This window comes from Aeromonas sobria (assembly GCF_000820145.1).
Lineage (GTDB): Bacteria > Pseudomonadota > Gammaproteobacteria > Enterobacterales > Aeromonadaceae > Aeromonas > Aeromonas sobria.
Genome location: NZ_CDBW01000017.1, coordinates 280,852 through 306,039, shown reverse-complemented (window position 1 = coordinate 306,039; position 25,188 = coordinate 280,852). Strand labels below are relative to the sequence as shown.

At 56.5% G+C, this 25,188-nt stretch carries 24 protein-coding genes; 2 read left to right on the top strand and 22 right to left on the bottom strand.

The genetic code is table 11. The annotated features are described in order from the left end of the window. Position 1: 1 nt before the first annotated feature. From BN1135_RS10005 to BN1135_RS09975, 7 genes are all read right to left on the bottom strand, one after another. A complete protein-coding gene (locus tag BN1135_RS10005) occupies positions 2-1,642 on the bottom strand; it encodes a GNAT family N-acetyltransferase (protein ID WP_042020729.1) in 1,641 nt (546 codons plus the stop codon). After that, positions 1,642-2,256: a glutathione S-transferase family protein gene (locus BN1135_RS10000; RefSeq protein ID WP_042020728.1), complete on the bottom strand. Its 615-nt coding sequence runs from the start codon at positions 2,254-2,256 to the stop codon at positions 1,642-1,644. Before BN1135_RS10000 ends, BN1135_RS10005 begins: the two co-directional genes overlap by 1 nt. A gap of 36 nt (positions 2,257-2,292) precedes the next feature. After that, the gene (gene pdxH, locus BN1135_RS09995; protein ID WP_042020727.1) at positions 2,293-2,931 is read right to left on the bottom strand and encodes a pyridoxamine 5'-phosphate oxidase; all 639 of its coding nucleotides are present in this window, start codon (positions 2,929-2,931) and stop codon (positions 2,293-2,295) included. A 140-nt stretch (positions 2,932-3,071) separates the two neighbouring features. Beyond that, positions 3,072-3,407 carry a hypothetical protein gene (locus BN1135_RS09990; RefSeq protein ID WP_042020726.1) on the bottom strand — a complete coding sequence of 112 codons (336 nt, stop codon included), beginning with the start codon at positions 3,405-3,407 and terminating at the stop codon, positions 3,072-3,074. Continuing rightward, on the bottom strand, positions 3,386-5,350 hold the full coding sequence (locus BN1135_RS09985; protein WP_042020725.1) for a reprolysin-like metallopeptidase: 1,965 nt from the start codon (positions 5,348-5,350) through the stop codon (positions 3,386-3,388). The genes BN1135_RS09990 and BN1135_RS09985 overlap by 22 nt, the downstream gene beginning before the upstream one ends. Before the next feature lie 251 nt (positions 5,351-5,601). Next, entirely contained in the window at positions 5,602-5,931 is a 330-nt protein-coding gene (locus tag BN1135_RS09980) for a hypothetical protein (protein WP_042020724.1), read from the bottom strand. Then, positions 5,928-7,910, bottom strand: coding sequence for a reprolysin-like metallopeptidase (locus BN1135_RS09975; RefSeq protein ID WP_042020723.1), 1,983 nt, complete (start codon positions 7,908-7,910; stop codon positions 5,928-5,930). The genes BN1135_RS09980 and BN1135_RS09975 overlap by 4 nt, the downstream gene beginning before the upstream one ends. 185 nt (positions 7,911-8,095) lie before the next feature. Between BN1135_RS09975 and BN1135_RS09970 the strand changes: the two genes are divergently transcribed. Then, on the top strand, positions 8,096-9,307 hold the full coding sequence (locus BN1135_RS09970) for an RsmB/NOP family class I SAM-dependent RNA methyltransferase (protein WP_042020721.1): 1,212 nt from the start codon (positions 8,096-8,098) through the stop codon (positions 9,305-9,307). An 83-nt stretch (positions 9,308-9,390) separates the two neighbouring features. Here the strand turns inward: BN1135_RS09970 and BN1135_RS09965 are convergent, their stop codons facing one another. The 6 genes from BN1135_RS09965 to BN1135_RS09940 form a co-directional block, all read right to left on the bottom strand. Then, complete coding sequence (locus BN1135_RS09965) at positions 9,391-9,786, bottom strand: RidA family protein (protein WP_042020719.1); 396 nt, start codon at positions 9,784-9,786, stop codon at positions 9,391-9,393. Positions 9,787-9,856: 70 nt separating this feature from the next. Continuing rightward, positions 9,857-12,151, bottom strand: a complete 2,295-nt coding sequence (pflB, locus tag BN1135_RS09960; RefSeq protein ID WP_042020717.1) for a formate C-acetyltransferase — start codon at positions 12,149-12,151, stop codon at positions 9,857-9,859. A gap of 44 nt (positions 12,152-12,195) precedes the next feature. Continuing rightward, positions 12,196-13,437: a propionate kinase gene (gene tdcD, locus BN1135_RS09955; RefSeq protein ID WP_302846876.1), complete on the bottom strand. Its 1,242-nt coding sequence runs from the start codon at positions 13,435-13,437 to the stop codon at positions 12,196-12,198. Positions 13,438-13,610: 173 nt separating this feature from the next. After that, the gene (gene tdcC / locus BN1135_RS09950; RefSeq protein ID WP_042020713.1) at positions 13,611-14,948 is read right to left on the bottom strand and encodes a threonine/serine transporter TdcC; all 1,338 of its coding nucleotides are present in this window, start codon (positions 14,946-14,948) and stop codon (positions 13,611-13,613) included. 11 nt (positions 14,949-14,959) lie between these two features. After that, the gene (gene tdcB, locus BN1135_RS09945) at positions 14,960-15,964 is read right to left on the bottom strand and encodes a bifunctional threonine ammonia-lyase/L-serine ammonia-lyase TdcB (protein WP_042020711.1); all 1,005 of its coding nucleotides are present in this window, start codon (positions 15,962-15,964) and stop codon (positions 14,960-14,962) included. Between the two features lie 388 nt (positions 15,965-16,352). Beyond that, positions 16,353-16,697 carry a Grx4 family monothiol glutaredoxin gene (locus BN1135_RS09940; RefSeq protein ID WP_042020708.1) on the bottom strand — a complete coding sequence of 115 codons (345 nt, stop codon included), beginning with the start codon at positions 16,695-16,697 and terminating at the stop codon, positions 16,353-16,355. A 288-nt stretch (positions 16,698-16,985) separates the two neighbouring features. Here BN1135_RS09940 and sodB point away from each other — a divergent pair, with 288 nt between their 5' ends. Continuing rightward, positions 16,986-17,570 (top strand): superoxide dismutase [Fe], encoded by a 585-nt coding sequence (gene sodB / locus BN1135_RS09935; protein ID WP_042020706.1) that lies wholly within the window; start codon positions 16,986-16,988, stop codon positions 17,568-17,570. 119 nt (positions 17,571-17,689) lie between these two features. Here sodB and BN1135_RS09930 read toward each other — a convergent pair whose 3' ends face one another. The 9 genes from BN1135_RS09930 to ccmB all read right to left on the bottom strand — a co-directional run bounded on the left by BN1135_RS09930 (position 17,690) and on the right by ccmB (position 25,184). Beyond that, positions 17,690-18,502: an MlaA family lipoprotein gene (locus tag BN1135_RS09930; protein ID WP_042020704.1), complete on the bottom strand. Its 813-nt coding sequence runs from the start codon at positions 18,500-18,502 to the stop codon at positions 17,690-17,692. Between the two features lie 85 nt (positions 18,503-18,587). Then, positions 18,588-19,856 (bottom strand): c-type cytochrome biogenesis protein CcmI, encoded by a 1,269-nt coding sequence (gene ccmI / locus BN1135_RS09925; protein WP_042020702.1) that lies wholly within the window; start codon positions 19,854-19,856, stop codon positions 18,588-18,590. Then, positions 19,853-20,332 carry a cytochrome c-type biogenesis protein gene (locus BN1135_RS09920; RefSeq protein WP_042020701.1) on the bottom strand — a complete coding sequence of 160 codons (480 nt, stop codon included), beginning with the start codon at positions 20,330-20,332 and terminating at the stop codon, positions 19,853-19,855. Before BN1135_RS09920 ends, ccmI begins: the two co-directional genes overlap by 4 nt. A gap of 11 nt (positions 20,333-20,343) precedes the next feature. Continuing rightward, entirely contained in the window at positions 20,344-20,874 is a 531-nt protein-coding gene (locus tag BN1135_RS09915) for a DsbE family thiol:disulfide interchange protein (protein WP_042020699.1), read from the bottom strand. Next, positions 20,871-22,826, bottom strand: a complete 1,956-nt coding sequence (locus BN1135_RS09910; protein WP_042020697.1) for a heme lyase CcmF/NrfE family subunit — start codon at positions 22,824-22,826, stop codon at positions 20,871-20,873. Before BN1135_RS09910 ends, BN1135_RS09915 begins: the two co-directional genes overlap by 4 nt. Before the next feature lie 82 nt (positions 22,827-22,908). Continuing rightward, a complete protein-coding gene (ccmE, locus tag BN1135_RS09905; RefSeq protein WP_042020696.1) occupies positions 22,909-23,400 on the bottom strand; it encodes a cytochrome c maturation protein CcmE in 492 nt (163 codons plus the stop codon). Continuing rightward, positions 23,397-23,603 carry a heme exporter protein CcmD gene (ccmD, locus tag BN1135_RS09900; protein WP_042020694.1) on the bottom strand — a complete coding sequence of 69 codons (207 nt, stop codon included), beginning with the start codon at positions 23,601-23,603 and terminating at the stop codon, positions 23,397-23,399. The genes ccmE and ccmD overlap by 4 nt, the downstream gene beginning before the upstream one ends. Before the next feature lie 2 nt (positions 23,604-23,605). Beyond that, a complete protein-coding gene (locus BN1135_RS09895; RefSeq protein ID WP_042020692.1) occupies positions 23,606-24,346 on the bottom strand; it encodes a heme ABC transporter permease in 741 nt (246 codons plus the stop codon). A gap of 169 nt (positions 24,347-24,515) precedes the next feature. Then, entirely contained in the window at positions 24,516-25,184 is a 669-nt protein-coding gene (ccmB, locus tag BN1135_RS09890; protein WP_042020690.1) for a heme exporter protein CcmB, read from the bottom strand. Positions 25,185-25,188 lie beyond the last annotated feature (4 nt).

The window sequence follows — 25,188 nt, the reverse complement described above, 5'->3', positions numbered from 1 at the left end:
GTTACTCCTCGTACAGCAGAGCGGGCATTATTCCACACAACTGCTGGTCATTCTGAGTACCTTTGTCCAAAAATGGGAGGGTGCACTCAGGAAAACGAGCTGCAAACTGCTGCTGCAAGGCACGTAGCGTAGCTGGCGTGACCCTGTTCATCACCTCACGGTAGGCCAGCCAAAGGGCAGGAGCCTCCCGCACCAGCCGCTCGAAGGTCAGTTCGGGCGCTTGATGCCAACAGCCATCCAGCTCGTCGGCCAGCTCCGGCAACTCCACCAGCAGCCGTAACTGCTGGTAGCGCATCTGCGGCGAGTCACCATGGCCGCCCAGCGCCTGCGCCATCAATTGGTTGAACCAGTGCAGCCTCGATGCTCGCTCCTCGCGGCTGAGCAGATCAGGCCCCTGACGCTGCAGCGCCGCCAGTTGTAGCAGCCATGCCAACCCCTGTTCATCCCTGTCTTTAAGCAACACGTCGCCAAGATGGGGCAACTGATCCGGCTCGGCCTGCTCCAGCAGGGCAACGGGGTAACAGTGCAGATCCAGCCTCCCCTCAAGATGCGGCGGGCAAAGCAGACGGCAGGGATCCTGCCCCGTTCCGGTCTCATCCACAAAGAGCGAGATGGCCAGCTTGCCATTGGCACTCTGCCGATTGGCCGTTGCAGGATCGCGCAGGATCACCACAGCGATCCGCTCATCTTCAAGCCAGCGAGTGACCTCATCAAGCAGGGGGGCAGGCAAGGAGAGGGGACGATCCAGTCGCCAGTAGCTCACCTCGCACGGCTGACGACCGCTGATATGGCGCCGCCCGCGATAGTGCATCCCCAGTTTTGCCATCACCCGGCCGGAGGCTAAATTGTCTGGCATATGGCGAGCCGTCAGCGCAGGCAGTTGCAGTTGGTCAAAGGCAAACGCCTTGACCAAGCCGGCGGCCCGGGTCGCCAGACCGCGATTCTGCCAGGGCACGCCGACCCACCAGGCGAGCTCGCCATTCCAATGCAGGGAGATCACCCCGACCAGCGCAGCCCCACCCTCCTCTGGCAAGGTGATGGCCCAGCTCCAGCCAAGCCCAAGCGCAGCCTTGCGCCAGCTGAGCGCCAGCCAGTCACGGGCCCCCTCTGGCGGATAGGGGTGAGGAATATTGAGGGTGTAGCGGGCCAGCGCCTCGTCGCTGCAGTAGCGCACTATCTCGCGATCATCGGCAGCCTGCAGTGGCCGCAGCACCACGCCAGCGGCGTGCGAATCCTCGGCCAACATAGGTATCATCACGCGGCGCGCCAGCAGGCGATTGAGCACGGCGCCCAAATCGGCATCGGCGGTGAGCGGCAGATCGGCCCCCACCGGACCAAGGGTCAGCAGCCCCTGCTCCTTGGCGAGGGTCAGCAGCGAGGTAGAGGCGCTGATCAGGATCTGGCGACTGGGATCAGCATGAAAATCCGCCAGCAGATCCCCATCGAGCCAGGCAGCCAGCAAGGCCCCCGGGCAAAGCACCCCGTCAGGGGGACAACTCGCCCAGGAAGCATTGCTTTGATCGAGGGCGGCCGCCGCCTCTTTGCCCAGCAGCAGTTGCCAGCGATGGCCTTGCTGCTGCCAGTGCCGCAACAGCGCAGCCCACTGCGGCTGCCACAGTGTCGCCTCGATCAGCAGTTCCATCAGCTGACCTGACAGGCCGCAGGCAGCGTCCGGTGGCGGGGGTGGGCTTCGATACGGGCGATCCAGCTACGAATGGCTGGCCACCCCTGCAGGGAGAAGATCCCCTCCTCTGCCACGTGGGTATAGGCATAAAGGGCGATATCGGCGATGGTCGGGGCATCGCCGCACAGGTAGGGGCTCTGTTTCAACTGTTGCTCCATCACCGCCAGCGCCTTCTCGCCACCGGCTTTCAGCCCGTCGAGCCGCGCCTCCTGCGACTCGGGGCGGCCGAGATAGTGAACGATAAAGCGGGCCACCGCGATATAGGGCTCATGGCTGTACTGCTCGAAGAACATCCACTTGAGCACCTCGGCCTGCTGGCGCGGATCGGTGGGCCACAAGGCGCTGCCTTGCGCCAGATAGAAGAGGATGGCGTTGGATTCAGCCAGCGCATCGCCTTGGCCCATCTCCAGCACTGGGATCTTGCCATTGGGGTTCATGGCCAGAAACGCGGGGGTACGGGTATCCCCCGCCTGAATATCCACCTCTACCCACTCAAGGGGCAGATCCAGCCAGCGGGCCAGCAGCCACACCTTGTAGCAGTTGCCGGAACGCAGATCTCCATACAGACGCATACACACTCCTTGTGAAAACGGATTTGAACAGCGCGATCAGGGGGCCAGACGCTCGATGTGCCAGCCATCCCCTTCGCGGGTGTAGTAGAAGCGGTCGTGCAGCCGATGTTCGCCACCCTGCCAGAACTCTACCGTCTCGATCACCACCCTGAAGCCACCCCAGAAGCTCGGCAGCGGCACGTCGCCATTGGCAAACTTCTGCTTGAGCTCGAGGAACTTGGCCTCCAGCACGCCGCGGGCCGAGATACGGGTCGACTGCTTGGAAACCCAGGCGGCGATCTGGCTATCCTTGGGGCGGCTGTGGAAATACTTCATCACCTCGAAGGTGCTCATCTTCTCCACCCGGCCGGTCACATGAACCTGACGGTCGAGGGTGTGCCAAGGGAAGAGCAGGCTGATACGGGGGTTACCTTCCAGCTGGTGCGCTTTGCGGCTGCCCATGTTGGTGTAAAAGACCATCCCCTGGGCGTCGTAGTGCTTGAGCAGCACGGTGCGCTGCCAGGGCTGACCATCGGCATCCACCGTCGCTACCACCATGGCGGTGGGATCAGTCAGTTTGGCCTCACAGGCCTGCGCCAACCACTTCTCGAACAGCGCCAGCGGATCGGCCGGCAAATCGGCACGGTGCAGCCCGCCACGGCAGTATTCACGGCGCAGATCAGCAACATCCATCATCTTGATTTTCCTTCAAATAAATAATGGTTCCACGACCATCAAGAGAGTGACGCAGGCATTGTGCTCCGCCCCTCTTGCGGTGACAAGCCATAACGCAGCGGGGAGGCAACTGCCTCCCCGCTGTATGTCACGGCCATCGATTACCTCGCGATTGCCTCCGGCATGCACTTTTCCAGCATCCGTCGATTATATCGGGTGGCATAGTCAACCCGCTGTTCGAACTCGGCCTCCTTGCCAATCTCAATCACATCACCGAACCCTTCCAGATAACGCACTCCGCATCGGGTTCTCGCTTCTGCTTGCAATGACTCCACAACCCCCGGGGCCATGCCGCCGCGCCCACCGCGCACGATGAGCCGATAATCCTGAGCGGTAAGACTCTCATCTATTACCTCGGTCAGTGATGCGGCCACAACAGGCGCCGCGCAGATATGCAGAAACAGCAAACTGACGACTAACCGTAATACCTGCGCCATCCAGCTGCACCTCCCATCAGGATGATCACAATGATACTAACCGCACCACCACCACCGCCGCCACCCGCACTGTTGTCGGTAATGACAGTTGCACTTTCCGTAGTGGCCGACGCATTACCTCTTATCCCATTGATAGAGAAAAAAATATTATTGCTGCATGCCAGCTTCAGCCTGGCCGTGCTGGTCAACGGTGCAGGCAACACCACACTGGCCGAACCGTTATTGGCAAGCCCGCTTGCCAGCGTCGTCCAGCTAGATCCGCCATTCTGTGTCAGTGCCAAATCCACGCTGGGACAATTGATAGGAGGCTGATCGGTCCCAGCAACATTCCATGTCACTAGCTGAGTGCTACCCGCCACCATGGAGCCGACCTGCGGAGCAGTGATGGCAAATGCCGCGCCGGTATTGATCACCTGAACCACCATTTCATCACTGCTCACCGCCCCCTGGCCATCGCGCACGGTAAGACGGAACTGGAGATTGCGATTGGTCGCAGGCCATGCCTCTCCTTTGGCCAATACACCCGATATCAGAGAGCTCATGGCAGGCAAGGTTCTGCGGGGATCCGATGTCGGAGAAACATAGCGAAACAGTGGGCGGGTTCCATCATCCACCATGGTTGCCATACTGTAGGACGCATTGCCAAGATCAACCTGCTCCCAGGTGTAACTCAAGGGATTACCGTCCAGATCCAGCGCGCTACCGACAAGAGTGAAAGGCGTATTTGCGGGGATCACCCTATCCCCCCCCGCATCCACGACCGGCGCGTTATTGGCAAGCACCAAGTCTGTGCCGCAGGAGGGCAAAGAGGCCATCAGGGTTCGCATCTGCTCGATCGACTTGCTGTGAAAGAAAGGCGTACTGTTAACCTGCAGATTCTCTTCACCACAGATCCCGGCATAGGCCATGATGGTCGAGCCACTGCCCGGCTCCCAAGCTGAGTTAGCCTTACGACCCGTTGCACAACTATCGGCCATGCCGTTGAAAGAGTGTTCGGCACCCAACTGATGCCCCAGCTCATGCGCCACATAATCAATAAAGAAGGCATCGCCGACAGGCGGTGAGCCACCCGTCATGCCCCGTGAACGGCTAAACGGGTTGCACAGGGATCTCAGGGTCGCGACACCGCCGCCTGATGTCGCCAGCAGATGGCCCAAATCAAAGGAAGGATTGAGCAACAACCCCTGCTGGGTCTGATTGATCGCAATATCCTGGGTCGAGTTGGTGAAAGGATCCGTCGCAGGATCAGTGAAAATCACCTTGTCCGTATCGGCCGCAAGCTGGAACTCGGCACCCACATCACGGCGATAGACTTCGTTGACCCGGTTAAGCAGTGTTGCAATGGCCGAGAGTGCTGCGGCCTTGGTACCACCGTGATACTGGGTATATTCCCCCGTTGCCGAGATGGCGATGGTGTAGCGCTTACGCAGATTGCCATCGACCAGAACAGCTCGCTCCTGATCTATACCATGAGGATCAATCACCTGATCCACATCCTGTCGCCGCCAAGCATCCTGCTGCTCATAAACGGCATAGGAGAAACCGTCCTGTAGCGGATCGATATAAAATGTACGCCCCTTGTGAGTAAACATACCGTGAAAACCATGCATAGTGACATCGAATCGACCAGTCTCCGTCGCCTGATCGATGGCCTTACCGCTGTAGGTGTTGATAGAAGGGTAACGCTGGGCCAAAGCATCAGGGAGCAGGGCATTGGGATAAACATCAAACTGCACCGTAGTGCCATCAGGGAGTGGCAAGGTCAACACACTGGCAAGATGCCCGGGTTCAAAAGGCTGGCCCGGAACGACCACTCTTACCTTGTCTGCTCGCACATCATAGCTCCCCCCCCTTTCCAAGCTCTCATCCATGAAGGTCCACTGGGGTTCTGCCGCAACCTGAACAGACAAACTGGTGATAATCACCGCAATGCCATGCTTCATAGAGCCTCCTTGCCCTACCTTGGTGACCACAAGTATGGTGCAGCGTGAATGGACGATATGCGTGACAGACAGAAAAGAAAATCCGCACAAAACCTCTATCACGCCTAAAAATCCTGCTACTACCGCTCTCCCCATTTCTGGCGAGACAGACTGACCCCATTCAACAGCGGAAAAACGTGAAGGCGCCATTGGCGCCTTCACGGATAGCTATGGGGCTGAGGATCCCCTATTTGGATTGGTTCATTGGCGTATTACTGCTTGTCAGCACCCGATGCCGATGGACAGTAAGTCACAATACGCTGGTTATACTCGCTGGCGTAAGCACTCAGTTTGGCATGTATCTCTTGCTGGCCAGGCCTTATCACATCACCCAACCCATCGAGATAACGCACACCACAACGTCCCTTGGCCGCTGCCTGCTGCTCTGCAGCAATGCCGGGGGCCACCTCGCCTCGCCCGGCTCGCACAATCAGGCGGTAATCCTGTTTGGCTAAGTTGGCCGTGACCTCCTGCTCAAGGGGACTGGCATCGGCCTGACAACCGCCGAGCAAAGCGAACAGCAGCCCCCAGACGCCTCTCATTTATCCCTCCGATGCCAACCGAGCAGCGCCAGTGCCAGCGTCCACAACCCGAGCGACCCGCCACCACCACCGCCACCACCGCCTGAAGTCGAGCCACCTTGTACCAGAGGCAGTTTGAGGGGGCTGATGGCAAAGAAGATGTTGTCGCTGCAAGCCACTTTCAGCCTGACGCTGCTAGTGAGATTGGCGGGCAGCGTCACCGTTGCAGCGCCATTATTGGATTGTCCGACAGCAAGCATTGTCCAGTTGGCGCCCTCATCCTGGGTCACCGAGATGTCGACCTTGCTGCAGCTGATCGGTGCCTGGTCTGTCCCTGCCACATCCCAGGCGAGCGCTTGACTCGCCCCCGGGGTGAGCATCACCCCATAAAACGGGTTGGTGATGCGAAACACACTGCTGGTCTTGACCACCTGCACTTTCATGTCGTCGCTGGCAACTCCCCCCTGACCATCGCGTACCGTCAGTCTGAAATTGAGATCCCGGTTGGTGGTCGGCCAGGCATCCCCTTTGGCGAGAGTACCGGAAAGCAACGATGGCAAGCTTGGCAAAATCCGCTCTGGCGATGGGGTTGGAGCAACAAAGCGAAACAGTGGGCGGGTACCATCATCGATCATAGTCGCGGCGCTGCTCGATTCGGTGCCCAGATCGATCTGTTCCCAGTTGTAAAGCAACGCATTCCCGTCCAGATCAGAGCCAGCTTCATTCAAGGCAAATGGCGTATTGGCCGGAATCACATAATCCCTCCCGGCTACCGCTTGCGGGGTGCTGTTGCCCAGCGTGAGCGCCGTGCCACAACTCGGATACGTTGCCATATGTGACCGCATCTGTTCGATGGATTTGCTATGAAAGTAAGGGTCACTGTTGGCTTGAATGTTCTCTTCACCGCAGATGCCGGCATACGCCATGATCGAGCTGCCGCTACCTGGTTCATAGGCCTGACTGGCAACCCGGTTACCCCCACCGCAACTGCCGCTCGTGCCGTTGAAAGTGTGATCGGCGCCAAACTGGTGACCGATTTCATGGGCTACATAGTCGACAAAAAAGGCATCCCCCACCGGGGTGGCTGAACCGGACATGCCACTCGACTTCTGGTTGGTACAGAGCACCGCCAAACCAGCCAGTCCGCCCCCACCGGTATTCAGTACATGGCCGATATCAAAGTTACCGAGCTTCATGTTGGTAAAATACAATGCCTGCACCCCGATATTGGTCTGGGCATCATTGTCATTATTATCAAACGGATCAGTTGCGGGATTGGTGAAGACCACCTCGTCGTTACCCGTGGCCAATACAAACTCGGCCCCGACATCCCGCTGATAGACCTGATTGACCCGGTTGAGCAAGGTGGCGATAGCTGCCATCGCCAACACCTGGGAACCACCGTGATACTGAGTAAATTCCCCCGTCGCCGAGATGGCAATGGTGTAACGCTTGCGGGCGTTGCCATCCACCTGCACCTTGCGCGCCAGCTTGCTGACCTGCGCACCCAGCACCCTGTCAGCCTCCTCATCCAGACGGCTATGAGCATCCTGCTGGTAATAGACGGCATACCCTTCGGCATTGCGAAGTGGATCGACAAACACCATCTTGCCCTGATGGCTGAACATGGCATGGAAACCCTGTGGGCCCAGATCGAAACGCCCGGTATCAAGCGGGCGACTCGGATTGTGACCCCTGAAGGTACGGATCTGCGGATATTTGGCAGCAAGGTCTGCAGGCAGCAGGTCATAAGCTTCCAGCGTAAAGGTGACCTCACCCCCATCAGGTAGCGGGAGGGTCAGTTGCTTTGCCCCCGCTTGCAACCCGTCAAAATAGTCGAGCGGCACCTTGGCAACCCGAAACTGATTGGCTCGTACTTCATAACCTGTCGCGGCCGTCGCTCGGGCGGCAAGGGTGCTCCACTCACTGGCGATCAGGCTGGGTGAGGCCAACAAACTGCCCACCAGCAGGGCCAGCGAATATTTTTTGGTCACATGCATTTTTGTCATCCTTGTATCCATGCATTCATTTGAACCACCAACGGCATCCGTGTTTCAGCCACTCACCCCATGGGGAGTGTTGCGCCAACCCCGTCTAACCCCTATCATTGCGCGGATTTGTCAATTTTAGAACTGCCCCTCTTCACAAAGGTGCTGTTCATCTTTATCTGGCCAAGGTTAATCTCATGCTTAAGTCCCCACTGTTGCCCCGTTTCGGGGATCTGATCGTTGCCATTGTTGACGATGTGCTGGGCCAGGGTCTCACCCTGGACCGCGCCTATGCCCGTCACTTCTCTGGCATCGAACTCAAACCGCAAGAACAGGCAAGGATTGCCCTGGTCACCGGCGACCTGCTGCGTCGTCTCAGCCTCTATTGTGCCCTGACCGGCATTCAGGTGCGTCAGGCCGAGAAAAATGTCTGGCCGCTGCTGCATGCCTGGCACGCTTTTCACAAAATTGACCAGCCTAACCGCCCCACTCTGGATCGTTTCAATGAAGAGGCCTTTCGCCGCCGTCTGACCGAAGCGAAGAAGAACCCGGTGCTGATGGATGGTTGCCCGAGCTGGCTGGAAAAGCTGGGTAGCGAGCAGCTGGGCGAAGCCTGGCCGGCCGAGCGTGCCGCCCTGGCCTGGATGCCCAAGCGCTACCTGCGGGCCAACACCCTCAAGTGCACCCGTGAAGAGCTGCAAGCCATTCTGGCCAAAGAGCATGTCACCACCATCCCGGTTGAGGGTGTTGATACTGCGCTGCAGGTCACCTCTGATACCGCCCTGTTCCGTACCAAGGCCTTTGCCGACGGCTGCTTTGAACAGCAGGACGCTGGCTCCCAGCTGGTCGCAGCTGCGCTGGAAGTGACCCCGGGCATGCGGGTCATCGACGCCTGCGCCGGTGCCGGTGGCAAGACCCTGCATATCGCTGCCATGATGCAGGGCAAGGGCCGTCTGCTGGCAATGGATGTAGAAGAGTGGAAGCTGGAGAACCTCAAGCAGCGCGCCCGTCGCGCCGGTGCCCACAACGTGGAGACCCGGGTCATCACCAGCAGCAAGACCGTCAAGCGCCTCAAAGAGACCGCGGATCGAGTACTGCTGGACGTGCCCTGCTCCGGTCTTGGCGTACTCAAGCGCAATCCGGATGCCAAGTGGCGTGATACTGCCGAGCGTCTGCCGGTGCTGGTAGCACTGCAAGAAGAGATCCTGCAGCGTTACAGCCAGATGGTGAAGGTGGGTGGTCTGCTGGTTTATGCAACCTGCTCCATCCTGCCTCAGGAGAACCGTCAGCAGGTGGACAAGTTCCTCGCGGCCAACGAGAACTTCCGTCTGCGTGACGATCACACCGTGAGCCCGTCAGAGACTGGCTTCGACGGTTTCTACATGGCCCGTATCGAACGGATCGCCTGATCCGCCCCGATGACCATATAGACAAAAGCGGCTGCCATTGGCAGCCGCTTTGTTTTGGCTTGCTGACACACTCCCGATGGGGGTTACAGCGCAGCAATCGCCTCAATTTCGATCTTCACATCCTTCGGCAAGCGGGCCACTTCCACGCAGGAGCGCGCCGGATACATGGCATCGTGCTCGGTAAAAAAGTCGTTGTAGACCTGATTCACCGCAGCAAAGTCGTTCAGATCCGAGACAAACACCGTGGTCTTGATGATGTTGCGCACCTCGGCGCCTGCCGCCTCGACAATCGCCTGCACGTTTTGCAGCGAACGCAGGGTCTGCGCTTCGATGGTCTCGGGGATATCGCCACTCACCGGATCCAGCGGGATTTGGCCCGAGGTGTAGATCATGTTGCCGGTCACGTTGCTGAGGGTTACGCCCTGCACATAGGGGCCGATGGCACCCGGTGCCGCTTTGGTACTGATAACCTGTCGCATCTTAGCTTTCTCCTTGATGTCATAAAACGGGGTTGGCCCGAAGCAAACCTGCTCGCTCCAGGCCCATAAGTCAGATCATGTTGGTGAAGGTTCTGGCAATCACATCCTGCTGCTGTTCGCGGGTCAGGGCGTTGAAGCGCACCGCATAACCGGAAACCCGGATGGTCAGACTGGGGTATTTGTCAGGATGATCGATCGCATCCAGCAGCATCTCGCGGTTCATCACGTTAACGTTGAGGTGCTGGCCCCCTTCCACATCCCGCTCGTGATGGAAGTAGCCATCCATCAGCCCCACCAGATTGTTCTCGCGATTGGCGGGCTCCTTGCCGAGTGCCCCCGGCACGATGGAGAAGGTGTAGGAGATCCCGTCCTTGGCATATTTGAACGGCAGCTTGGCCACCGAAGCGAGCGAGGCGACCGCCCCCTTGCGATCCCGACCGTGCATAGGATTAGCCCCCGGCGCAAACGGCGCGCCAGCGCGGCGACCATCCGGGGTGTTGCCGGTCTTCTGGCCATAGACCACGTTGGAGGTGATGGTCAGGATCGACTGGGTCGGCACCGCATTGCGGTAGGTCGGCAGCGCCTGGATCTTCTTCATGAAGCGCTCGACCAGATCGCAGGCGATAGAGTCGGCCCGCTCGTCGTTGTTGCCGTACTGGGGATACTCCCCCTCAATCACGAAATCGACCGCCAGCCCGTCAGCATCGCGCACCGGCTTGACCCTGGCGTACTTGATGGCCGCCAGCGAATCGACCGCCACCGACAGACCGGCAATGCCGCAGGCCATGGTGCGGTAGACATCCCGATCGTGCAGCGCCATCAACGAGGCTTCGTAGCTGTATTTGTCGTGCATGAAGTGGATAAGGTTCAGCGCGCTGATGTACTGCACAGCCAGCCAATCCATAAAGTTGTCGAGGCTGCTCATAACGGTGTCGTAATCCAGCACCTCGTCCATGATGGGCGCCACTTTCGGGCCGACCTGGATCTTCAGCTTCTCGTCCACCCCACCATTGATGCAGTAGAGCAGGGTTTTGGCGATGTTGGCGCGAGCACCGAAGAACTGCATCTGCTTGCCGATCACCATGGGGCTCACGCAGCAGGCGATGGCGTAGTCATCGCTCTCAAAATCGGTGCGCATAAGATCATCGTTCTCATACTGCAGGGATGAGGTATCGATGGAGACGCGGGCCGCATAGGTCTTGAAGGCACGCGGCAGCCCTTCCGCCCAGAGGATGGTGAGGTTGGGCTCGGGCGCTGGCCCCATGGTCTTGAGGGTGTGGAGGTAACGGAAGGCGTTCCTGGTCACCAGAGTACGACCATCCAGCCCCATGCCGCCGATCACCTCGGTGGCCCAGATAGGATCGCCGGAGAAGAGGGTGTCAAACTCCGGGGTGCGCAGGAAGCGCACCATGCGGATCTTCATGATGAAGTGATCGACCAGCTCCTGGGCGTCCTGCTCGCTGATCAGCCCCGCCTTCAAATCACGCTCGATATAGATGTCGAGGAAGGTAGCGGTACGACCGAGGGACATGGCCCCGCCATTTTGCGACTTCACCGCCGCCAGATAGGCGAAGTAGAGCCACTGTACCGCCTGCTGGGCAGTGCGGGCCGGGCCGGAAATATCGCAGCCGTAGCTCGCCGCCATCTGCTTGATCTGCACCAGCGCCCGCTGGTGCTCGGACAGCTCCTCACGCTGGCGGATCACCTGCTCCAGATGCTCTCCCCGCTCGAGTGCCGGTTGCAGATCGGCAAACTGCAGCTCCCGGTCACGAATTAGATAATCTATGCCATAGAGTGCAACCCGACGATAATCTCCGATAATCCGACCACGGCCATAACCGTCCGGCAAACCAGTCAAAATCCCCGATTTTCGGCAGCGCAACATCTCGGGAGAGTAGACATCGAACACCCCCTGATTGTGGGTTTTACGCAATTCGCTGAAGGTATATTCAAATTCGGGATCCATCTCCCGACCATATGCCTCAAAAGAGCTTCTGATCATATTTACACCACCAAACGGGTGCAGTGCTCTTTTCAGCGGCTTGTCGGTTTGCAGGCCAACGATTTTTTCCAGCTCCTGTTCGATATAACCGGGTCCGTGGGCGGTAATAGTCGTGGCAATATTGGTATCAAAATCGACTGGCGCGTGGGTCGTATTCTCGATGCGGATCCCTTCCATCACCTTGTTCCACAAGGTGGTGGTCGCCTCGGTGACATCCGCCAGAAACTGTTCGTCGCCTTCATACGGGGTATAGTTTTGCTGGATGAAATCACGAACGTTGATTTCATGTTTCCAGTTTTCACCGGCAAAACCTTGCCATGCCTGGATATAACTATCCTGCTCCAATTGCACATCAATTTTCATTCAATAAACCTCATTCACGATTCATGACATTACAGTTGAAATATTCAGACACACTCGGCCTGACGGATCTGTTGACCCAGACGAATGGCATCCAGCGCGATCATTTTCTCTTCATTGGTCGGAATAACCGCTGCAAACATTGCCGAAGAGTGTGCAGAAATAACCCGACAGCCCATGGTATTGGGCTGTTTATTCAACTCCTCGTTCATGGCGATGCCAAATACCGGCAGGCGCTCGCACACCAGTTGTCTTATAAAGGCCGAGTTCTCGCCAATACCGCCGGTGAAAATTACCGCATCCAGCTGGCGTAATGAGGTGGCATGACCACCAATATGGCGGGCAATACGGTGGACAAAGGCGTGGATCGCCAGTTTCGCGCCGGGGTGCCCTTCGTGATAAGCCGCCTCCAGCACGCGCATATCGGAAGAGAGGCCGGAAATACCGAGCAAGCCGGAGTGCTTGTTCAAGACCCGCTCGATATCCTCGATAGATTGCCCGGTTTTGCTGGCAATATAGGCCAGCGCACCAAAATCAATATCACCGCTGCGACTGCCCATAATCAGCCCCTCCAGCGGCGTCATCCCCATAGAGGTATCGACGCTCTTGCCATCCTGCACCGCGCAAATAGAGGCGCCATTGCCCAGATGGGCAATCACCAGACCGGCATCGTTACCATTTAGCCCAAGGAAAGAGACCGCCTGCTCGGCGACATAGCGATGAGAGGTGCCATGGAATCCATAACGGCGCACACCGTAATCCTGCAAATATTGATAAGGGAGCCCATAGATATAAGCTTCCGGCTTCAAGGTCTGATGAAAGCCGGTATCAAATACCGCAATCTGGGGTTGCGTAGGAAATAACTGACGAGCCGCCATCACACCGCTCAGATTGGCGTGATTATGAAGAGGGGCCAAGGGTGACACCTGCTTGATTTTGGCCAAGACATTTTCGTCAATTATCACGGCTTCACTAAATTCACTGCCACCATGAGCAATGCGATGACCAACCAGCGCAATAGCATCCAGCAGCTCCCGTTTTTTCAATTCTGCCGCGATGGCAGCCAATGCACAGGTGTGGCTATTTTCAGGTAAAGGGGTGACTGGCTCTTTATCTACTTTCAATTGAGGATGGGCCGTTTCAATACCATCTGCCATACCGGATATCACCACCTCACAGGATTGACTATCCAGTACGGAGAATTTTACCGATGAGGAGCCGCAATTGATAACCAGAACCAACGAATCAAACTTCATTACATTGCCTCGATATAAATAGGGTCGAGTCACTGCAGTCAGGGCATCTTTTCCGCTTTGCTTACACAGGTAGGAAAATAAAGGCTAGCCTTGCCCTGGGCCCAAATAATTGGGCCAACAAAGAACCGGTTATTGCTCATGTCTGACTGCACCATCCAGACCCCGCCAGGGGGGCCTGAATGGTTAATGACTTGCAGAAAAGGTTTTCAGAACAGCTTGGAAACAATATTCAGGATGGTCAGCACACCGATAATGGTGACAAACAGGTTGCTGGCCTGACCTTTATATTTTGCCAGTGCTGGCGTCTTGCTCACCGCATACATCGGCAGCAGGCAGAGCAGAGAGGCGATAATGGGCGCGCCCATTGCTTCAATCAGGTCAAGGATGTTGGGGTTGACATAAGCGACCAGCCAGGTGGAGCCCATGATGAACAGCATGCTGATCATGTTAAGCTTTTTCGATGAGACCTTGGTCTTGTCACCTTGATAGCCAAACTTGAGGATCAAGCCGTTTAACCCTTCCAGGGTCCCCAGATAGTGGCCAAAGAAAGACTTGAAGATAGCAACCAGCGCAATAATGGATGCCGCATACTCCAGGGTGGTGGCAAACGTAGACTTGCTGCCAGTCATCGAAGAGAAGTGGTTGGCCAGATAGGAGAGCACCGGAATATTCTGGGCCTTGGCCTCTGCCATGTTTTGCGGTGACAGGGTAAACAGGCAGCTGAAGGCGAAGAACATCACCACGGCAACCATCAACATGCTGGCACCGGAGATGATTTTGGAGCAGCGCTTCTCGGTGAAATCGCGACCGAACTCGTGCTCATACTCTTCCCGCTTGGAGACGATGAAAGAGGAGACAATCGGTGAGAAGTTGAAGGAGAAGACCATGATGGAGATGCCAAGCCAGACGGTAACCAGAATACCATCGTGACCGAGCAGGGATATTTCACTCAGATTGACCTGGTCAAATACCGCACTGTTCCAGTAAGGGACTAGCGACAGCGAGATGATGATCAGACTGGCAATAAAAGGAAATACTAGATAGCTCATCACGCGAACCATCAGATCTTTACCGAAATAGATGACGAACGCCATGACTAGCAAAAGCCCCAGGGCGACCACACCCCGATTGAGTGGCACCATTTGCAGTTGATGCTCCCAGAATGCCATAAAGGTATTGGTAATGGTGACACCATATATCCAGAGCAGGGGGCAGATGGCAAAGAAGTAGAGGAAGGTAATCACCACGCCACCCATCTTGCCAAAATGCTCTTCGACGGTCTCGGTGATATTGGCAGAAGGGTTACTGCCAGAGAGGCACAATCTGGCGAGAGCCCGATGACAATAGAATGCTATCGGATAGGCAAGCACCATCATAATCAATATCGGGATTAAGCCACCATATCCAGCCCGGATGGGGAAAAATAGCACCCCGGCACCGATTGCAGTACCAAATAGGCCCAACCCCCAGGTTGTATCTGTTTTACGCCAAGCGCGGGTATTTTCTTTTTCTTTGCTGCTAGTAACGACACTGTCTAATATCATGACCGCATTCCTTACAGGCTAAATTGAGGAATATTGTTCTGTTCGATTATCTCGACTATACGGGTAAGATCGATATTGCCACCCGAAATAATGCAGACGGTTTTTTTACCTTCAACATAATGCTGTAATTTACCACTTAGCAGTGCTGCAGAAGCGAGCGCACCCGCACCTTCGGTGATTATTTTATTACGCTGGATCATGTCGACCATGCTGTGACGAATATCATCTTCAGAAACTAGAACAATATCATCAACCAGCTGCTTGACGATTTCAAAGGTCATGGAACCGGGTCTTGCTACATCACAACCATCTGCCAAGGTGCTGCTGGTTCTGTGATTAGTGATGGTGCCGGCATAGAAAGAGGCTGCCATACCATGCACATTTTCAGATTGCACACCGATAATTCTGATTGTCGGATTGATTGATTTAATCGCCATCGCCACACCGGCAATCAAACCACCACCACCAATCGGCACTATGATATTATCGACATCATACAAGTCTTCGATAATCTCCAGACCAATGGTTCCCTGGCCTGCAATCACTTTGGCATCATCGAATGGGGGAATAAATACCCGACCTTCCATTTCGACTATTTCACTGACTTTGGCAATGGTGTCATTGAAACTATTACCATGGAGGATCACTTTGGCTGAATAATCACTGGTTGCTGCAATTTTTGATTTGGGGGCACAGCAGGGCATGACCACCTTGGCATCAATACCAAGCATGGCACTGGAGAGTGATACGCCCTGAGCATGGTTACCCGCCGAACAGGCGACAACACCTTTTTGTCGATCTTCCAGACTTAATGAGCTGAGTTTATTGAAAGCACCACGAATTTTAAAAGAGCCTGTACGCTGCATGTTTTCAAGCTTGAGGTAAACCTCACCATGACAACGTTCACTGATGTAATTTGAGGGTAGTTGCGCGGTCTTGTATATATGATTGGTCAGTCTTTTTTTGGCTTCAGTAATATCATGAAGACCAATGGGCAGATTGCTATACATCTTCATCGCAAATCTCTTTTTATTTATTAATTTGTAGGGTTTTACTTCACAGGACGCAGGGATACTAGATTTTATCAACTGCAATTAATGTGAGCATCAACACAAAAAAACATGCAAAGAGACTAGCTTGTGGTGAAAATATCAAAGAATGTGACAGCGGCAACATCCGAATCCTAAATGGATTAGAAAATATTATCAAAGATAGTGAAATTATATAATTAACAACTTAAGAACAACCATTTAATGATTAGTATTTTTAATGCCTTTTTCGACTATCTATTACCTTACATCAACACACCACATCGGTGCTGTGCTACCTGCCAAGCGCCACAATGCGATAAAAAAGGGAGCCATAATGGCTCCCTTTAACAACATAGGTAATGACGGTGTCCGCTTACTCGGCAGCGGCGTCATCCTGCTTGTACTTGGCGGCAGTTTCCTTGATCAGAGCCTGCAACTCACCGGCCTGAAACATCTCAATCATGATGTCACAGCCACCGACCAGCTCACCTTCAACCCACAGCTGGGGAAAGGTCGGCCAGTTGGCAAATTTTGGCAACTCGGCGCGGATATCCGGATTTTGCAGAATATCAACGTATGCGAACGGCTCGCCACAGGACATCAGAGCCTGGGAGGCCTGGGCAGAGAAACCACAGCTTGGTAGCTTTGGGGAGCCCTTCATGAAGAGAATGATGGGGTTATCAGCCAGCTGCTGCTTAATCTTTTCAATAGTTTCCATAGGTGCCTCACTAGAGCGATTTCGGCAGTCATTCTACTGCAATCTTGTCCGAGTACAACCCGACAAAGGGCCGACAATGAACGAATTACCCAAAGAACAGAGGCGGGCTTGATCGCGATCATGGCGCCAATCAAGAGTTGTTAGGCCATCTTTGATGCTGCTACAATCCCTTGGCTTTGGGCTACCCTGCCCCATCATTTTAAAAACAACTCTTTTCAGATATAGAAAAGAGTATGCAATGTCTTGCAACCGTCGCTTTCGCACGGACCAGCCAATGGAGAGTAGAAAATGGCATTCGAACTTCCCGCTCTGCCCTATGCAATCAATGCTCTGGAACCGCACATCTCCCAGGAAACTCTGGAATATCACCACGGCAAGCACCACAACACCTATGTGGTCAACCTGAACAATCTGGTGCCGGGTACCGAGTTTGAAGGCAAGTCTCTGGAAGAGATCATCAAGACCTCCAGCGCTGGCATCTTCAACAACGCCGCCCAGATCTGGAACCACACCTTCTACTGGCACTGCCTCTCCCCGAATGGCGGTGGTGAGCCTACTGGCGATCTGGCCGCAGCCATCAACAAGGCGTTTGGTTCTTTCGCCGAGTTCAAAGATGCCTTCACCAAATCTGCCATCGGCAACTTCGGCTCCAGCTGGACTTGGTTAGTGAAGAAAGCTGACGGCTCTCTGGCCATCGTCAACACCTCTAACGCCGGTTGCCCGTTGACCGAAGCGGGTACTACCCCGCTGCTGACCGTTGACCTGTGGGAGCACGCCTACTACATCGATTTCCGCAACCTGCGTCCGAAGTACATGGAAACCTTCTGGACTCTGGTCAACTGGGAATTCGCGGCCAAGAATCTGGCTGCCTAATCAGCCCCTCTTGCCAAAACGCCCCGCTCTGCGGGGCGTTTTTTATGGTGACTGCCAAGACAACAGCGCCATAAATACAAAAGGCGCCCAGCGGCGCCTTGTCTCTTCACTGGTTGAGATTACTGATCCAGCTCATCCATATACTCATCGAGATTGGCATCATCAGCCTGCTCTTGCTGAGACTCTGTCAGCTCAGACTGCTTGCCCGTCACCTTGCCCTGATTGTACTGCAGATAGAAATCCTTGGTTAACGCATAAGGATCGAGGGCATTGTCGATGATCCGCTCCTGATCGATCAGCTTGGCACGTTTTCCCAAGCCATCCAGAGCCCAATGTGCGAACTTTATCGGGAAAGTCAGCAAGGCATAGGGGAAATAGAGGCTATCAATCGTATCGCCGACCAGCTCACGGGTGGTGGTCGGGCCGTAAACAGGCACCATGATATAGGCACCATCACCTATATCAGCCTTGCCCAGTACTGTATCCATCTCCAGCTTGTTGCGCTCGAGGCCGGCATGTTTGGCCACATCGAAGATCCCCAGCAAACCGACCGTGGTGTTGACGGTAAAGCGCCCCAGGTTGGTTCCCGCCCCTTTCAAATCGCCAGTGATCAGATGGTTCACCATGCTGCTCGGTTCATCAAAGTTGGCAACAAAGTTGGCAATGCCATCCTTCACCCCCACCGGAATGTAGCTGGCATAGGCATGTACCACAGGACGTGCCACATAGGGCTCCAGCACATCATAGTTGACCGCCCACATCGCCCGGTTGGCACCTTGAAAAGGGTCACGAGGATCGGCTGCCGTACTGGTAGCGCCCGGATGATTGATACCGGGATTAAGATCCAGGCTCTCTGGGCCTGGTTTCGGGGGGCCACCGGCACACCCAGCCAGCAGTAAAGCTGACAGGAGGGTTCCTGAACGAAAATGCATATGGGAGTCCTGACGTTTTATTTTGATTTATCAGAAGTATAGATAACCCGACCCCTATCCAGGGGCCGGGTTATCCAAAGGCATATTAGAGGGCGTGATCGATGCGGATGTCAATCGGCGCGGTGGGAATATCAGCCGTCTTGACCGGCACAGATACCCCTTCAAAGGCCCCCTCTTTATTCATGACATTACCGCCTCGGGAGAGACGTGCCTTGAATTGCAGCTCTGGGTAGGTGGCCAACTTGCTGCCTTCCATCATGGCATCGCCATCACCCAGCGAGAGGGTGACCGGCAGGGTTGGCCCGGCGATACGCTTCACCGCGATGGGCATGGGCGGACCATTGGGCACCACGGCAAAGACGAACAGATGGGCATCTTCCGGCAGCTGAATGCCGGCCGCCAGGGTGATATGGATGGGGAACTCTCCCTCCTTCACCGCAAACTGCTGCCCTGCTACATCGGGCTCACTGGCTGCGCCAGCGTTTGTCACCTCGATACCCCGTTGCTTGAGCTGCGCGCGGGCATATTCCATGGAGCGCTCGACCATCACGTAGCGGGGAGTACCTTTCTCCATCAGCGGCAACATGAGTTGCCAGCGGGTCAATGCTGTCTGGAAATCCTCTTTTTGCAGCGCCATGAAGGCATAGACTGACCGAGCTTCGATATTGTCCGGATCCTGGGCGATAGCGGCCTGCAACAGGGCATCCGCTTGCGCCTCATCCCCCGTCATCATCAACGCCTGGGCGTAGGGCACCGCCACCAGCGACTTTTGTGGTGCCAACCCATAGGCCCGCTCCAGCGCTTCACTGGCCATCTCGGGATCATTGCCATCGAGCGCCAAGCGCCCCAACAATAACCAGCCGCGATAGTCATTCGGTTCAGCCTTGAGACGGGTACGCAGTGCCAGCGTGAAATCCAGCAGATCCTGCTCGGTCACCTGGGCGTCCCGCTCCACCAGAATGCGATTGCTCAGCTCCCCCAGACGGCTGCTGGCATCTTGCCAGCGGCTCACCTCCTGCCAGGAGCCCAGTTTGTAGTAGAGCCCAAGGCTCACCACCACCAGCACCACCACACCCGGGATCCAGATCAGACTCTTGCCACCCCGTGCGGTTTGCTCCACGTCGGGAATATCATCCAACAGGCTTCGCTGCAGCTCGACCAGCGAATCAGACTCTTCGGCCAGTACACCCTGCTCGCGCTCTTCGCCAATCTCCAGCAGCCGCTGGCGATAGAGCTGTTTGTTGAGCGCCGAACGGCTGATGCTCTGCTTGCCTTCACCACGCCACAGCGGCACCACCAACACCAGACTCACCAGCACCAACAGGGCCGCGATCACTATCCAAAAGGCGGTCATTGTTTCTCTTCCTCTTTGAGCAACTCGGCCAGACGGCGCCGCTCCTCTTCACTAAGGCTATTATCGGTTTTCTTGGTCCGCACAGGCGCACGGCGGCTGCGCATCACGACCACAGCGCCGCCGATGAGGATCACCAGCAAGGGACCCAGCCACAGGATCAGGGTGGAAGCCATCAGGGGCGGGCTATAGAGAATAAAGTTGCCATAGCGGGCCACCATGTAATCCACTATCTGCTCTTTATCCTTGCCCTCGCGCACCATCTGGTAGGTCTTGTCGCGCAAGTCCTTGGCCAGCCCCGCATTGGAGTCGGCGATATCCTGGTTCTGGCACTTGGGGCAGCGCAGCTCCTTGGTTAACTCACGAAATATCTGTTCCTGATTATCGCTGTCGAAGGTATAGACATCGATGGCGGCCATGGCCGGGGCTTGTATGGCCAATCCCAACACCAGCAGCAGGGATGCAATCACTACTCTCATCCGGTTCACCTTCACTTCATGGCATCAAAGATGGGTTTGAGGGTCGCGGCCCAATTCTCGGGGTTGATATCCCCTACGTGGCGATAGCGAATGATCCCCTGACTGTCGATAAAGAAGGTCTCGGGCGCGCCGTAGACCCCCAGATCCAGCCCCAGCATACCGTCCGGATCATAGAGGTTGACCTGATAGGGGTTGCCCAGCTCTGCCAACCATTTGATCGCCTTGTCGCGCTCATCCTTGTAGTTCATGCCAATGATGGGAACACCCTGCCCCGCCAGCTGCTTGAGGTAGGTATGCTCGCCGTAGCAGGTCGGGCACCAGGTGGCCCAGACATTGAGCAACATGGGGCGGCCGGTCAGGATGGTGCGGTCGTGCTGCTTGTCCAGATCATAAATGTCCTGCAAGGTGAACACCGGCACCTCCTTGCCAACCATCACGGATTCGAGCTTGGTGGGATCGGAATAGAGTCCTTTAAACAGAAACACCGCCCCCAGCAGGAACACAATAAAGGGGATCAGGAATAACCAGGTCTTCTTGCTCATGCCTTGGCCTCCTCTTCACGACGGCCGAAACGGTAACGCTTGTCGAGCATCGACAGCACCCCACCGATCGCCATAAAGACACCGCCAAACCAGACCCAGCGCACGAAGGGCTTGTAGTAAATCCGTACCGCCCAGGCACCGTTATCGAGCTGCTCGCCGAGCGCCGCATAGAGATCACGGGTGATACCGGCATCGATGGCAGCTTCGGTCATTGGCATTCGCGACACTTTATACATCCGCTTCTCTGGCTTGAGTAGCGCCACCTGCTTGCCGTTCTTGTGCACTTCCAGCACGCCCTTGAAGCCATCGTAGTTGGGGCCGTTCTTCTCTTTGATCCCGGTGAAGACAAACTCGTAATCGGCAAACTGCACCCGATCACCGGCCTGCATCCGCAGATCCTTCTCAATGCTGTAGTTTTGGGTGCAAGCGATACCTATGATGCTGACCGCCAGCCCCACATGGCCCAAAATCATCGCCCAGTGACTGTTACCCAGCTTGCGCACCCCCACCTGAAACGGGTGCTTGTGGGTGGCACGGATCCAGGTCTCCTGCACGCTGGTGATGATGATCCAGGCACCCAGACCAATCCCCAGCGCCGCCCACGGCTTGAAGGTCTCGGCAAACGTCAGCGGCAGCACCAGGGCAGTGGCCAGGCTCAGCGCCAACGCGAAGATCACCTTGCCTTTGAGCTCCCCCAACTGCTGACGACGCCAGCGGAACAGCGGGCCAACCCCCAACAGCAGGGCAAACGGAATGATCAACCAGCTATAGATGTGGTTGAAGAAAGGAGTACCGATGGAGATGCTACCCAGCCCCAGCTCCTTGTGGACCAGCGGCAACAGGGTGCCGAGCAGCACGGTCAACAGCGCCGCCATCAGCATGATGTTATTGGCCAGCAGCAGCGTCTCGCGGCTCCACAACTCGTGCTTGCCGTGGCTCTTCACCTGCGAGCCTTTAAAGGCAAACAGCAGCAAGGATGAACCGACCACCGCCAGCAGGAAGCCGAGAATAAACAGACCGCGGGTAGGGTCAGAGGCAAACGCATGCACCGACACCAGCACCCCGGAGCGCACCAGGAAGGTCCCCAGCAGACTCAATGAGAAGGCCGAGAGCGCCAGCAGCACGGTCCAGGCCTTGAAGCTGGCCCGCTTTTCGCTCACCGCCAGTGAATGGAGCAACGCCGTCCCCGCCAGCCAGGGCATAAAGGAGGCATTTTCTACCGGATCCCAGAACCACCAGCCGCCCCAGCCGAGCTCGTAATAAGCCCACCAGGAGCCCAGCACGATGCCGAGAGTCAGGAATACCCAGGCTGCCATGGTCCACGGGCGAGACCAGCGCGCCCAGGTCGCATCGAGGCGACCGGTCATCAAGGAGGCGATGGCAAAGGCAAAGGCCACCGAGAAACCCACATAGCCCATGTAGAGCATGGGCGGATGGAAGATCAGACCCGGATCCTGCAGCAGCGGGTTGAGGTCGCGACCATCCACCGGGAAATAGGGCAACGTACGGGTAAAGGGATCAGAGGTAAAGAGCACAAAGGCGGTGAAACCAACCGAGATCAGCCCCAATACACCCAGCACCCGCGCCACCGCATCCAGCGGCAATTGGCGACTGAACATGGCCACCGCAGCAGTCCAGCCTCCCAGAGTCAGCACCCACAGCAGCAAGGAGCCTTCATGAGCACCCCACACCGCCGAGATACGATAAGCCAGTGGCAGCAAGCTGTTGGAGTTAGTGGCCACATACTGCACGGTAAAATCGTTGTCGATAAAGGCCCAGGTCAGGCAGAGAAACGACAACAGCAGCAACAAAAACTGGGCATAGGCGAGCGGGCGGGCCGCCGACATCATGCCAAGGCGCCCCCAGCTGGCGCCAAGCAGCGGATAGCTCCCCAGCAGCAGGGCGGTAGCAAAGGAGAGGATCAGCGCAAACTGACCTAATTCCGGGATCATGACGGGATTCCTTTCAATTGAACGGTGACAACAGCCGCATCACGAACGGCAAGCAAAGCAGAAAAGGCAAACACCGCAGGGCTCACGGCTTGGCTCCCTTCAACTGCGCCTCGGTATATTCGGGCTTGAAATGCATGCCATTGGTGGCATCGGCCACTTCCGGCGGCATGTAGTTCTCATCGTGCTTGGCCAGCACCTCGAACGCCTCCACGGTCGTGGCATCCTTGAGGGTGCCCTGCGCGACAATGCCCTGCCCTTCGCGGAACAGATCCGGCAGGATGCCGTCAAACTCGACGGTCACCAGATGACCACCGTTATCCACCAGCTTGAACGCCACCTTGAGACTCTGGGGATCCCGCAGCACCGAACCCGGCACCACCAGCCCACCGATGCGCAGACGCTGCCCCTCTTCCGGCTTGATCTTGTCCGGTCCCTTGCCTTGCACCAGCTCGCTCGGGGTATAGAAGAGGTCGATATTCTGGCTGAGGGCATAGAGGATCAGCCCAATCACCAGGGCGCAACCAGTGCTGATCGCCAGGATGATGGTGAGGCGTTTCTTTCGTCTCGGGTTCATAGGGTGTTCTCCATCTGCCGGGCCGCCATGCGACGAGCCTCACTGGCCTGTTTGCTACGCAACTCCCCCAGCAGGCTGCGGGTCTTGATACGAGTAGAAATGATGATGCCGATCAGGCAGGCGAACGTGATACCAAACGATAACCAGACATAAAAGGCGTAACCGCCCATCGCCATAAAGTCACTGAAAGAGGCAAAGTGCATGCTTACTTCTCCTGCTCGGCAAGCTGTTTGACCCAGGGGCGGTGCCACTCCCGCATCAGCAGCTCATTGCGAAACCGCATCAGGGTCAGGGCGCCAAGAAACGCGGCAAACGCCAGGATCATGATCAGCAGCGGCAACAGCATCTCGGGGGAAATGGAGGGTTTATCAAACTTGGTGATGCTGGCGCCCTGATGCAGGGTGTTCCACCACTCCACCGAGTAGTGAATGATCGGCAGATTGATCACCCCCACCAGTGCCAGAATGCCAGCGGCACGGCCCGCGACTACCTTGTCGCTAAAGGCGTTGTAGAGGGCGATGACCCCCAGATAGAGGAACAGCAGAATAAGCTCGGAGGTCAACCGTGCGTCCCAGACCCACCAGGTGCCCCACATGGGCTTGCCCCAGGCGGCACCGGTAAAGAGGGCGATAAAGGTAAACACGGCGCCGACCGGCGCAATGGCCGCCACCGTCATGTCCGCCATCCGCAGTTGCCACACCAGACCGATAAAGGCAGCCACCGCCATGGTGGAGTAGGCCCCCATCGAGAGAATGGCGGATGGCACATGGATATAGATGATCCGGAAGGAATCCCCCTGCTGGTAATCCGCAGGCGCAAACGCTAGCCCCCAGACGGTACCGATCACAAACGAGAGCAGACTAATCACCGCAAACCAGGGCAACAGGGTACCGGCCAGCTGATAGGCCCGCTCCGGTTTGGCATAAGGGTGCAACCATTTCCACATAGCTCACAAAACCTTTTGTTATTAATCGTTTGGCGAGGCCTACCATACCGACCACGGGGCGGCATCAAATACCCCGAAAGCAATAAGCGGCACTATCCTTGATCCATCGCAACTTTATTTTTCAGCACAATGCTCCGTACGGAGCCACCTCTCTCTTGCCAACCCATCATCAGTTGAGACTGACCCGCAATGCCGCCGAGACGGCCAGCGGCGTCAGCGTCAGGGCGCCGACCAACATGGCTGCCAAGATGGCAAGTTGTCCGCCATAGGGCAAGTGCATTCCCGCTGCATCGATGGCAGAGGTAGCAAAAATCAATACCGGAATATAGAGCGGCAGGATCAGCAGGCTAAGCAGCACCCCTCCCTTGCGCAATCCAACCGTCAGGGCAACGCCCACCGCACCCAGCAAACTCAGCACCGGCGTGCCCAGTGCCAGCGTCGCGACCACCGCCAGATAGGTGTTCATATCCAGCGACAGCAAGATCGCCAGCAAGGGTGAGATCAGCAGCAGCGGCAATCCCGTCAGCAACCAGTGAGCAACCACTTTCGCCAGCGCCAGTAATCCCAGTGGATGGGGCATCAGCATCATCTGCTCCAGCGCACCATCACTGAAGTCATCGCGAAACAGCCGCTCCAGTGACAACATGGCCGCCAACAGCGCCGCCACCCAGATAATGCCGGGGGCAATGCGGGCCAGCAGCTTGGGCTCCGGGCCAATGCCAAGCGGAAACAGGGTAATAACGATGAGGAAAAACCACAGCGGATTGAGAATATCGGAACGCTGACGCAGAGCCATCAACAGTTCACGGCGGATCAGGTGCATTGCGGCGCGCAACATAGGG